Here is a 12392-nt window from a genome sequence, read left to right as displayed (position 1 = left end):
CGCATCCATTAGCCGTTCGGGGCCATTTAGGGAGGAAGATAAGATGGACGAGTACTACTGGTCCGGCGGTCAGCGAGTTCCGCTTCAGCGTGACCCCGAGGTGATGGCGCTGAAATTCCGCTCCGGCCCGGTGGGGAGAACCCCGCTTGATGCCGATGCCTTCCAGATCCTCAGGGACCGGCTGGTCCCCGCCGGCTTTGTTGGCCACCGGGGCATCAAGATCTACCGTACCCCGGGGCAGCCGCGTGCCGTGGAGGTCATGGCCCGGCAGCACGCCGTTGAGTTCGCAACCCCCGCCTACCGGAGAAACGTGGGTAACGAAGAGCTAATGTTCGTGACGAACCAGTTCCTCGCAAAGTTCAAGCCCGAGGTCACCGAGGCCAGGCTGGCGGAGATCAACGCGCGTCACGGGATCCGGATCGTCGGCAAATTGGACTATGCCGAGAACGCTTATACTCTGGAGGCCGAGGCGCCAGGGCAGGATGTGATCCATCTCGCGAACCTGTACCGCGAGCAGGAGCCGACCGTTTGGTCTCACCCGGTCTTGGTGCGCCGGCAGTCCAAGAAGAGTGCCGCAACCACTATCGCCGAAGACCAGACGAGGGACACCGGCAAGAAGCCAGATCTCACCCCCAAGCTGCGCCCTGGCAGTGCGCGGGTCGTGCCAGCGGACAAGCGGTGGCACCTCGGATCGGCCCAGACGCGGGTGACGGAGGCGTGGACGCTGGACGGGCTTGAGGCCGGGAACGAGCGCGGCGCCAAGGCCATCAGAATCGCCATCCTTGACGACGGCGTCGATGTCGATCACCCGGATTTCGTCGGCAGAGTGATCGCGCAATTCGACTTTGAGGACGGTGTCGCGGACGTCAGACCGAAGTCCGTGGGCGATAACCACGGGACGGCGTGCACCGGGGTCGCAGCGGCCGCCGGCGTCGGGCCAGCATCGGGTGCCGCGCCAGGTTGCTCCATCATTGCGGCTCGTACCCCCTCGCTCCTCGGCGTGGATGAAGAAGCCCGCATGTTTCAGTGGGCCTCAGACCAGGGCGCCGATGTCATCAGTTGCAGCTGGGGGCCCGCGGACGGCGAGGGGACGACCGACCCCCTGCCGGACAATGTGGCCGCGGCCCTTCGCTACTGCGTCACCAAGGGCCGTGGCGGCCGCGGCATCCCCATCTTCTGGGCCGCCGGGAACGGCGACGAGTCTGTGTCGCTGGACGGCTACGCATCCTGCTCGGACGTGATCGCCGTGGCCGCCTCGACAAACAAGAACGACAGGTCCTGGTATAGCGACTTCGGGCCGGAGGTCTGGATCTGCGCGCCGTCGAGCGGCGACGGCGACGTCGGCGAGCTATCCATCTTCACCACGGACCGTGCCGGGACGGCAGGCTACAACGTCGGCGACGCTGAACTCGGCGACGCCACTGGTAACTACACCGGGGACTTTGGGGGGACGTCCTCGGCGGCTCCTCTCAGCGCCGGCATTGCCGCTCTGGTCCTCTCCGCCAACCCCGACCTCCACGAGAACCCCACGAGCCCTCGCGGGCGCGAGGTGCGGGAGATCATGGCTGCCACTGCGGTGAAGATCGGTTCGGGCTACACGAACGGGCACAGCCCGAATTTCGGGTTTGGGCGCATCGACGCGGCGGCGGCCGTTCGCGAGGCGCTTAAGAGAAAGGCGGGAGACGGCGGTGGCGTTCCCGAAGCCGTGGTAGACGGCCCGTCCCGCTGGGTGCGCGACGCTGGCCCGCCGACGTTACGCGTAGACCCCGGCGCCGGGAGGTTCTACGCGGTGGAATTTGCCACGGACAGTGCCTTCTTTGATGCCGATAACCGTACGGCCGGTCCGCTGCCGTTGAGCCAGTTCTACGCGTCATGGGACGAGGCGGCCCTACTCCAAGCCCCGTCGTACCCGGCGGACTGGACGATGCCAGAGCTCGCATGGAACGAGCTCCGCGTGGCACCGCGCCTCTTTTATAGGATCTGGGGCTCGGACGAGGCCTCGGCGTGGACGCGGGCCGTCGCATCGACCGACGACGGCGACCATGCCTCGGCGCCGTCCCTCGAGCTGGTCGACTTTGAGGAAGATCGGGGGATTGGCACCGGCAGCGTGGTCATCACGGCCCCCGCCAATACGCCGCGCTCGGGCGCCTCGCCGACGTTTCTTGTCTCGCCTGGCGCCGGCCGGCACTTCGCCGTGGAGATCTCCACTGAGCGAGACCAACTGAATCATTCGGACGTGGCGGCGGCCTCGCGTCGCGGTCCAGACAGCTACTTCGCCACTTGGCAGTTGGGGGGGCTACTGCCCGCTGTCTCGCAGCCGACAAGTTGGCGTCCCCCGGCCGAGGCATGGGAGCGGTTGAAGACGGCGCCGGCCCTGTACTACCGCGCTTGGAGTTCGGCACAGGCGGATCGTTGGGCCGACGTCCTGTCGTCGCTGAGCGATGAGGAAGCCTCTCTGCACGCCCCCACAATCCGCATTGATGCGGACGGCCGGTCGATACGCCAATCTGGGGAACGCGGGCCCGGCGCGAAGGACGGGCAGGGGATGGTCCTGCGCTATCCAAGCGGGGCCGAGATGGCCGTGCAGAACCCGAAGAAGGTCAGGGGCGGTCTCAGCTACGAGGCCCCGCCGGAGATTCCCGGCGCAGCCCCATTGGTGGGTGTCGCCTACAGGCTCGACCGGCCCCTATGCACGTCCTTCCGGGTGCGGGATTTTGCCAGTCCGCTGTCAGATGCGGACGATGAGAAGGGTGAGGTCTTCGCGTATGCCGACTACGCGCGGATCGCCCCGGCCCTTGTCGAGGCCTTGCGCAAGATCACGAGCAGGACGCGGATGCCGATCGAGATCATGACGGGGTACCTACACCCCGCCCTAGCGGCCGAACGCGCCCAGCTCGGCAAAGGTGGACAGGCTTTGGCCTGGCATGTGGCGGGGCTCGCCGTGGACATCCGTGGCAGGGGCGAACGGCCTCTGGACCTGGCCCAGTACGTCCTCCAAGCCTTGGGCAGCAGCGGGATCGGGATTGGGCTGCTCCCGGACGGGATTCACATCGACCTCCGGGCAGGTGACGCGGCTTGGGCGGAACCCGGTGCAGAGATGGATAGCGCGTCCTTTGTCAAATGGGTGGGGCAGGTCATGGTCGAGACGGGGGGCGGCGGACTGTTGCGCGACGAACGTGATGTGGGCCCGGCTGATACGGAGGCACGGATGCAAGGGAGGGCGGAGATGCCGCTGTCCGCAGCAAGCTTTTCGGTCGTGGGTCCGGACGTATACCCCGCAGGGGCCATTGAGCCCCCCGTCTTCTACATCGAGTTCACCGAGCAGGACGCGTGCCAAGTCGAAGTTGCGACTTCTCAGGACCAGCTTGGCTCTGAGACGAAGCAGTCGATCAGGTCCGACGTCCTTCGGCAATCGGAGTTGAAGGAAGGGACATCGTGGCGCTTGCCGCCGGAAGCGTGGAGTACAATGCGGGGCGGCGCCAACCTCTACTACCGGGCTGTCGGGGCTGCCGGTGTCGGGGAGGCGTCCTCCTCGGATCGGACGCAGGTCGGCATTGTGGCGCTTTCCTCCGGCAGAACCCTCAGGAGCAAGGGAAGACTCCAGCGCCAGCTCCCCGACGCAAATCAGACAGCCCTGCAGGATGAACTGAGTTGGCGTGGGAAGGGGCCGATCGGGTAGCAGGCTCTTTCGCCGTCGGCCGCGGCTCTCGAATCGGGCGAAATCCAACAACGGCCGACGCACGTAGCGGTGGCAGGAGAAACCATGGCGGACTTCACCGCATATCATGATGTCTCAGGCACGAGCCATCAGCCGCACGTCGCTCAACTGTACACGCGAGGATACCGGCCGCGCTTGTTCAGCGTGTCCGGAGATCCGCTCGATCCGTGCTACGCCACCGTATGGGTGCGCCGCCCCAGACCAGCCCGGCAGACGGTCCATTGCACGTCGGCAACACGGTATCGAACCCGCTTCACCGAACTCGTCAACCGGGGCTACGTGCCGATTCTCGTCAGCGCTACGGGCTCCAGCGGCAAAGAGATATTCGCCGTAGTCTTCGAACAAGGGGTCATAGACCCGTGGTTTGTCCGCTATAGGCGGCTGTGGGATCCGGTCATCAACCCTAGTACCGTGTTTTCGGAGATCTCCGAACTCAACGGTACCTGTCTTGCTGAATGCTTTTTCCGGCTGAGTCTGGCGTGTCGCTTTGTCGCGTGTTGTCTGGAACTTTCACGGGCAGTCAGCGGAGAAATTTCAGCCGCCGCCCGAGACGTATTCGTGCGAACCCGAGACTGGCACCAAGCCCAGGTGATGACCGCGACGCGAGACACACAATGGTCTATCCTGGTACCGTCGCCCCGGCGCGATCGGCGGTATGATCGCGCGACGCGACTTTCCCCATCCCTCCTGGAGGTTGTCCAAGGACTTCATCGAGAGACTCTTCGGCTTTTCGCCGGACGGCGGCTCAGGCGCGTTCGAGATTCTGCCCTTCGCCATCCCGATTGCCGGCATCGCCTACTTGGCCATGAGGCGCTGGCGGCGACGCAAGCCCTGAGCTTGCGCCGCGGCGCCGGTACAGAGCCCACCCATCGGTCTCAGGCCGTACGGACCTCCACCGCCAAAACGCGCAGGGCACCAATGGTGAGCATGGACGCGCCGATGGCCTGACTGCAACCTTTGGAAGGAAAAGAGATGTCCGACAGGACACCAGGATTAAGGGGAAACCCGAGCCAAGAGAGAAGTGCCGGACCGCCGAACAACCTGGCGGTGTTACAGCGGCCGAGTGACGAAGAGCTCGACCGCCGTGACAGGGAGAAGGCGAAGCCCCGGCGGCCTGCGGGACCGCCGCTCCGCGACGACGTGCCCGCCTCGGCGCCGCGGAACGCGCCTCCACACACGCCCCCCCTGCCGACGGAGCCGGTACCTGGCCCGCCGTCAGGCGGACCAGCGGAACAGGGGCCGAAAGCCCGCCTCGGCGCGACCCGGACTAGCGCAGCCGGACGGCCTGCGGACTTCGTAGGACCGAAGCCCAGTTCCGACGACCTGGACCGGCGCGATCGGCTGAAGGCTGGGCCTCGACGGGCTGCGGGGCCGCCGCTGCGTGACGTCGCGCCGATGTCGGCGCTGCGCGCTGCGCAGACGCACACGCCGCCGGCCCCGACTGAACCGAAAGAGTAGAGGGGGAGAACCGCCGTGCCGATCACACTCGTAAAGAACGCCGGCCTTGACGACGCGGCCACCAGTACCCGCACCTCGGTCATCTGCGAGCCAACTGCTGCGGCAAACCAGAACCAGCTTATGGTGACCGGCAACTGGTTCGCCTGCACCTCCACCGATGGCGGGGGACACTGGACCTATGTCGATCCCTTCACCCGCTTTCCGGCCTCGGCGGGTGGCTTCTGCTGCGACCAGATCGTCCAGTACATCCCGCGGCACCGCATCTGGGTCTGGCTCTTGCAGTATTCCACCGTGGCCGCAGGCGACAACATTTTCCGCATCGCAGTCTGCCGCGACACCTCCTTCGGCAGCTGGTATTACTGGGATTTTGCGCCCAGCGGCGTGGACGCCAGCTGGACCAACCTATGGTTCGACTACCCGGACATGGCGGTGACAAACGACAACCTGTTCGTGACCTTCAATGCCTTCCAGGGGAACGCGTGGCAGCGTTCCGTCCTGTTCCGCTTCTCGCTGGCCACTTTGGCCTCTGGCGAGAGTCTGAATTACCGCTGGTGGACGACCACGGAGAATGGCTCGCTTCGGCTCACCCGAAGCGCTGGCTCGACCATGTACTTCGGCAGCCACAATTCGTTGGCGCAGATCCGGCTTTTTGAGTGGGCAGACGGCGCCGAGAACGTCACCTGGACGGACGTGGACATTCGTACCTGGGCCAACAGCACTTATTCGGCGCCTGGTCCCGATAACGTCGATTGGATGCTCCGCACGGACGGGCGCGTCACGGGCGCCTCGATTGGAGCCGGGATCATCTGCTTCATGTGGACAGCCAACCGCGATGCCACCCACCCTCTGCCCTACATCCGAGTTGTTCGCATCAACGAGAGTACGAAGGCGGTCCTAGACGAGCCCGATCTTTGGAGCGCCAACTCCGCCTGGGCCTATCCAGCGGCAGCGGCGAACTCCTCGGGGCAGATAGGGTTCAGCGCCTTCTTCGGCGGCGGGTTGCGCCATCCCTGCCACGTTGTCGGAGTGCGGACCGCGACGGGGTGGGACACGGTGCTGACCGGGACGAGCACCCACGGGCCGACCGACCAGTCCTGGGGCGACTACCTCTCCTGCATCGCGCACTACAGCGCCCCGAGCCACTGGGTCGCGGCAGGCTATACGTTGCAGGGCGGGTCTGAGCGCAAAAATATCGAACCCCGTTACATCGAGTTCCATGCTTAAGCGGCTCGGCGGTGCGGCGTGGTCCGGTCCCTTCGTGCAGCAATGAGGACAGCCCTCGCGCTCGGCGCCGCGTTATTGCTGGCCGCCTGCGCGGCGCAAGGCGGAGGCGCGGCGAGCACCCAATCTGTGCAAGCGGGGAAGGCTTCGAATGCGCTTGTGCAGGCGCTCGACGACGAACGTACCCGGGCCGGCAACACCGGTCGGCCTTCTTCCCCTGTTCCTGGCTACGGCACGCCGACCGACGCTGAGCTTGACCACCGCGAGCGAATGTCAGCGGTGCCCCTCCCCCCGGCCGCGCCGCTGCTCCGCGGCGGCGCGCCAGGCCGAAAGGTGTCTGGTGGGCAGCACACCGCACCGCGCCCGCCTCCTACCGAACCTAGGGAGAGATAGCGTGAGCTTGGTGCACGGATGGGCGTAAGGGCATCGCCGGCGTAGAATAGGACCAGGGCTATGCCCTACCACCGCTCCGGGGCATTCACCTTGCCATTCAAAGCCAATGCAGACCGTCGGCACCACATTCCACGCCAGCAACACAGGGCGACGAATTGGCCTGCCTACGAGGCTGGTTTACGAGCACGCGGCAGCCTGACCGTGTGGTTCTCAGCAGAGGCGATCGAGGCGTGGCGGGCTGAGCCGCAAACCACCCGGGGTGGACAGCTGCGCTACTCTGCCTTGGGATCACCACGGCATTGACCCTGCGGGCGGTGTTTCGCCTGACGCTGCGCCAGACGGAAGGCCTCATGGCCTCCATCATCGGCCTGCTTGGCCTCGACCTCGCCATCCCCGATCATAGCACGATAAGCCACCGAGCGCAGACGTTGGAGGTGCCACGCCCACGCGGAGGGCGTGAGCCCGTGCACCTGCTGGTGGACAGCACGGGATTGAAGCTTTGTGGCCCTGGCGAGTGGCTGGTGGAGAAGCACGGCACGAGAAAGCGGCGTGGCTGGCGCAAGCTTCATCTCGCCACCGACGCCGACACCGGGTTCATCGTCGCATTGGCACTGACCGATAAGGATGCCGACGATGGCTCGCAGGCTGGCCCCTTGCTCGACCAAGCGGAGGGGCCGGTGGCGTCCTTCACTGGTAACGGTGCGTACGACAGGGACGACGTCTACGCTGGGATCGCTACACGGCATCCGGATGCCGATGTCATCATCCCGCCTCGCTCAAGCGCAGTGCCGAGCGACACGGCTGGGGCAGCGCCGACCCAGCGCGATCGCCACCTGCAACTCATCGCCGAGCGCGGCCGCATGGGCTGGCAGAAGGGATCGGGCTACAACCATCGAGCTCTGGTGGAGTCTGACATCTCAAGATGGAAGCGCGTCATCGGTGATGGCCTGCGTTCGCAAACTGACGGGCGATAGCGCACCGAGGTGGCCATCGCCGCCGAGGCGCTGAACCGCATGCTTGAGTTCGGTCGCCCAGAGTACGTCTGCATCGCATGACCGGAAACCTGGGTCGGGCTCAATGCGCCCGATCCGTCGACCGGTGCAACACGCTGCTGGCCGAGGGCCGATGCGGATTGGAGTTCAGGCCGCGGCGGTGACCTCGCTGACGTTGGCCCAGGCTTGGAACGCACGCGCCACCCACTGTGCTGACAATTCGCTGCCTCATAACGGTGAATCTGGAATGTGTCGGGATCACGGCGGTTTGTAGGCGGGAAAGCGAGCATTCCTCACAACCTACTTGTAAAGGCCTGAGACTCACAATCCTCTCGCGAAGGCAGCATTGCCGCGGGAGGAAAAAATGGCGCAACGGTCCTTTTCTGAGCTTCAGCGCCTCGTGAGGGTCGACGTGTCCAACCTTCACTACCGGGGTGTCCGTTCCGCCCCTGAACACCGCGACGACTTGCGGCGCGTGATAGGCGCTCCGAGCCGACAAACCCATGCGCCAGGACGTCCGATCGCAAGGCTCCGGCCCGGCCTGAGGCGATTCAAGCCAGCGGTCCCCCAAACCTGGCGCTGGGCGCGGGTTCTCAAGGGGCCTTTGGAGGCATTCAAGGACGGGGTCGTCTTTGCCAACAGCTACGGCGCAGCCGAATGCTGCACGCCGCCTCACGTGAACGACGAGACCAAGGGGACGAACGACTCCTTCTACGACGAGCAGTTCGCAGACGCCAACGGAACTGTGGTGCACTACCGATCCATCGGGGCGTTCACTCTTGAAAACGACGAAAACAAAGCACGGGAGATTGCCAGCGGCGTGCGTGTCAGCATGCCGTTCTATTTGCCTTACCAGAACCCGAACGTCGGACTGGGCGGCGGATGGTTCTATAACCTGAGCGCAGATCCCAATGTGAGGGGCATGCACGCCGCGTGCGACTTCAGCCGTACCGATGGCAGCCCTGGCAGCCCGTCATTCTCCGTGCATGCCGTCGCGGCCGGCACGGTCGTGGCCAAGTTCTGGGACGATCGGACCGGGAACGTGCTGATTATTGAGCATGTCGCACCGAACGGCGACCGCTACAGAAGCCTCAGCATGCATCTCCGCGACGGCCTCACCCACGATGTGGCGAGGGCCAAGGCGATGCCCAAGCCGAGCGACGCTAGGGACTCGGCCGGCAATTACGGACGGGATTACAAATACTACCTGTTCGCTAGACGCAAGATGACTTCCGATCTTGAACGCCTGTGGGGGACGGACGGCGACGCCATCCCGGTCAATGTGGGCGACAGCGTATACGCCGGGCAGTTGGTGGGGCACGCTGGGAACACTGGATGGGGAGGAGCTGGTTGGGGTTTGGACAACGACGGCGTTCCCACGGACATGAAAGCCGGGAACATACACCTCCACCTATATTTCGGCGTGGCGGCTCCTGACGGCTCCGGCTTCATGCTCGTCGACCCGTACGGCGTCTACAGCGACCGGAGCGCGCCGGACTGCTACGATCTGGGAAAGTCAACGCTCGGCCCACGCTTCTTCGCGCCCTTCCTGTTGGCCTTCCATGAACTGCCCATCGAGATCTTCGCCAAATACTTCGATTACTACCCGGCGATGGGGGCGGGGCTGAGAACCCTGAGCGTCTACGAAACGCCGGCGGGGCAGCGCTGCGCCGGCGCCTTTGATTGGACCTTGCCTCTGGAATGGTACGCGCGGTTCAACATGAGCCGCGCGGAGTGGGAGCGTTGGCACGGCGAATACCTGAAAGAGGGGCTCCGACCGCGGCAGATGAGCGCCACGGTCAGCAATGGGGTCCCACTGTTCACGGTCATCTGGCAAAAGCTGGCCGGCGAGTGGTTCGCCGCCTATTTCGAAATGGACGAAAACAGCTGGATGGCGAATTGGAAGAACCTAGTCGAACAGCAACACTACGTCGTTGATGACCGGTGCAGCTACGACGTGGGCGGCGCCTTGAGGCACGGGGCGGTCTTCGCCACTGCGGAAAGCAGCACCTTCTTCGAATACCACAACATGTCCCGCGACGCGTTCCAGGCCAAGTTCGACGAACTCAAGCCGAGCGGGCTGAAGGTGGTGAGCGTCAGTGTCGTAGAGACGGCGGCGGGGCCGCTCTTCGGCGGGGTTTGGAGGCCTGCCGGCGGCGAGTGGCACGTCTTCGACCTCACCGCGGAAGGCTACCAGGCCAAGTTCGACGAGCTCGCGCCCCAGGGTTTTTGGCTGCACAAGGTCCAAGGCTATGCCGGAGGCTCAAGGTTCGCCGCGGTCTGGCATCGCCCCTGACTCCCTGCTCCACCTCGCCCCAGCCCTGGGGTGAGGTGGGGCTAGATCCGGTAGCGGGCCCGCACCGACGGATGCTCCGGAGGGTGTCTGTCCCCCAGAATGATGTTGCTTGGGAGGTGGCCGGCTGGACCGGCCGTCGACATCGCGGAGGACAGCCATGGAGCATTATGTCGGCATCGACGTCTCGCTCGAGTTCTCGAGCATCTGCGTGGTAGACGGGACAGGCCGGATCATCCGGGAGGCGAAGGTCCGCAGCGAGCCGGAGGCGCTGGTCGGGTTCCTTGTCGGGCTGGGGCTGGCGGTGACGCGGGTTGGGCTGGAGGCGGGACCACTATCGCAGTGGCTGCACGCTGGGCTGACGGCCGCGGGGCACGAGACCGTGCTGCTGGAGACCCGGCACGTGAAGTCGGCGCTGTCGGCGATGGTGGTGAAGACCGACCGGCGGGACGCGCGCGGTATCGCGCAGCTGTTGCGGATGGGCTGGTACCGCCCGGTGCATAGCAAATCGCTGGCGGCGCAGGAGGTCAGGGCACTGCTCGCGGGGCGGAAGATGCTGCTTAACAAGCTGCTCGACCTTGAGTTGTCGATCCGAGGCATCTTGCGCGGCTTCGGCCTGAAGCTCGGGGAGGCCACTAAATCCCGCTTCGCCGCCGGGTGCGCGAGCTGACCGCCGGGCAGTCGATTCTCGAAGCGGTGGCGGAGCCGATGCTGCGAGCGCGTGAGGCGCTGCGAGCGGAGGCGGCTATCCTGCATCGGCGCATGCTGGCAATCGTGCGGGAGCACGAAGTTTGCCGTCGGCTGATGACGGTGCCGGGTGTCGGCGCGGTGGTGGCACTGACCTTCGTGGCCGCGGTGGATGACCCGACCAGGTTCAGACGATCGAAGGATGTGGGCGCGCACTTCGGCCTGACGCCCAAGCGCTATCAGTCCGGCGAGACGGATGTAGTGGGTGGCATAACCCGCGTTGGCGACGCCTCGGTGCGGGTGGCTCTCTATGAGGCCGCGAACGTGTTGCTGACGCGCACGACGCGGTTCTCGGCGCTGAAGCGCTGGGCGATGGAGGTGGCGAAGCGACGCGGCGCGCGCCGGGCCAAGGTGGCGCTGGCGCGCAAGCTCGGGACGGTGCTGCACCGGATCTGGGTGGACGGCACGGAGTTCCGGTGGAGCAAGGAGCCGACGGCCGTGGCGTAACCCAGCGAGGCAGGAGGGAGAGGCAGGCAGGAGACGAGATCGGAGCGGGCCTGACGGGATCCCGCTCCCCCGAGGTCCCGTCGCCGGGACGCGGGAACGGTGAAGCCGCTGAGAACGGAGTGGCGCTGCCAAGGGGTGGTGACCACGCGATCACTAGATCGGCTTGCCGGTCCCCTCTGACCAGGATGATGTGGCGGCCCTGGCGCCGACCACGGACGGAAGCAAGAACCTGGCGGCGAGACGATCACTCGGGGGACTTGACACCCACGGGCCCATTACGGAAACCGTTCTTATTCACCACGGGTCTGCGGAGAGGCTGGCGGGCGTAGCGTAAGTTGCTGATGACGTTTGCGAACTCGGGTGTCGAGACCAACCCGCAGCACCGTCAGGCCACACCACACTCGCAATGGATGACAATACGACCGAACCCTTCGGCTTTCCAGCGATCGGCCGCAAGAAGGTGGCCGCCGCCTTCGATGGCGGTCGGCTGACCTCGGACGGCGGCGTCATGCTGTTGGCCGCGGCCAAGCGCCACCTTGGTCTGTGTGACCGGCTGGCGGGGTATTGCCAAGTTGTTGGATTGATGGACGCGTTTGGCCGCGCGGCACGACACCTGTCGTGCTTACGCGGCCATCTGGACGCACGTCTCCTGCCGCCAGATCCGGAAGGCCTTGGCACGGGCATCGCGGTACTCAGCAGCCGTCATCAAGTGCCGCCGCGGACGGAAATGGCCATAGATCATCGCGTGGGATGATAGGAAGCGCTGCGCCTGCTTCGGTGACTTGAACCGCTGCATCTGGCGCTCTCGGCGCCGCGCTGGATCGTGCCCCCGGACGTGGTGTAGGAGGCCGTCACCGTAACGGTGGCGGCCATCGTGGTTGGTCCTCGGTAGGGTTGTGTTGCGACACGCAACTCTGACCCAAGGACGCCACGATGACCGATGAGAGGATTGCTCTTCGGGAGCTAATGGAAAAGGGCTCCGATGCTACTTTCCTTCGGGAGATGATTGGCTTTGCAGCCCATCGACTGATGGAGCTGGATGCTGAGGGGGCCTGCGGCGCCGGCCACGGCGAGCGCAGCGCTGATCGGGTGAACCAGCGCAACGGCTACCGCGAGCGCGACT

5 protein-coding genes and 5 pseudogenes are annotated in these 12392 nt (G+C 65.4%); 9 read left to right on the top strand and 1 reads right to left on the bottom strand.

The features are described 5' to 3' along the window. Window positions 1-43: 43 nt before the first annotated feature. The 8 genes and pseudogenes from EP26_RS32810 to EP26_RS36040 form a co-directional block, all read left to right on the top strand. Complete coding sequence (locus EP26_RS32810) at window positions 44-3679, top strand: S8 family serine peptidase (RefSeq protein WP_052389911.1); 3636 nt, start codon at window positions 44-46, stop codon at window positions 3677-3679. An 84-nt stretch (window positions 3680-3763) separates the two neighbouring features. After that, window positions 3764-4051: pseudogene (locus EP26_RS38960) on the top strand (hypothetical protein); the annotation flags it as partial. 322 nt (window positions 4052-4373) lie between these two features. Continuing rightward, window positions 4374-4553 carry a hypothetical protein gene (locus EP26_RS37990; protein ID WP_157034008.1) on the top strand — a complete coding sequence of 60 codons (180 nt, stop codon included), beginning with the start codon at window positions 4374-4376 and terminating at the stop codon, window positions 4551-4553. A gap of 638 nt (window positions 4554-5191) precedes the next feature. Further along, window positions 5192-6400 carry a hypothetical protein gene (locus EP26_RS30925; protein WP_052389910.1) on the top strand — a complete coding sequence of 403 codons (1209 nt, stop codon included), beginning with the start codon at window positions 5192-5194 and terminating at the stop codon, window positions 6398-6400. Between the two features lie 480 nt (window positions 6401-6880). Continuing rightward, a pseudogene (locus tag EP26_RS30920) lies at window positions 6881-7845 on the top strand (IS5 family transposase). 301 nt (window positions 7846-8146) lie between these two features. Then, window positions 8147-10078 carry a hypothetical protein gene (locus tag EP26_RS30915; protein ID WP_157034007.1) on the top strand — a complete coding sequence of 644 codons (1932 nt, stop codon included), beginning with the start codon at window positions 8147-8149 and terminating at the stop codon, window positions 10076-10078. Window positions 10079-10235: 157 nt separating this feature from the next. Beyond that, window positions 10236-11269, top strand: a pseudogene (locus EP26_RS30910) (IS110 family RNA-guided transposase). Window positions 11270-11675: 406 nt separating this feature from the next. After that, window positions 11676-11828: pseudogene (locus EP26_RS36040) on the top strand (transposase); the annotation flags it as partial. 185 nt (window positions 11829-12013) lie between these two features. On the opposite strand, the pseudogene EP26_RS38955 reads toward EP26_RS36040, so the two are convergent. After that, window positions 12014-12095 (bottom strand): annotated as a pseudogene (locus EP26_RS38955) (IS6 family transposase); the annotation flags it as partial. 107 nt (window positions 12096-12202) lie between these two features. Between EP26_RS38955 and EP26_RS34460 the strand changes: the two are divergent. Next, a partial coding sequence (locus EP26_RS34460) for a transposase (RefSeq protein WP_211259655.1) occupies window positions 12203-12392 on the top strand: 190 nt, incomplete at its 3' end.

It is taken from the genome of Belnapia moabensis DSM 16746, assembly GCF_000745835.1.
GTDB lineage: Bacteria > Pseudomonadota > Alphaproteobacteria > Acetobacterales > Acetobacteraceae > Belnapia > Belnapia moabensis.
The sequence above is the reverse complement of the archived record's forward strand: the minus strand, read 5'-3'. Positions and strand labels throughout refer to the sequence as shown.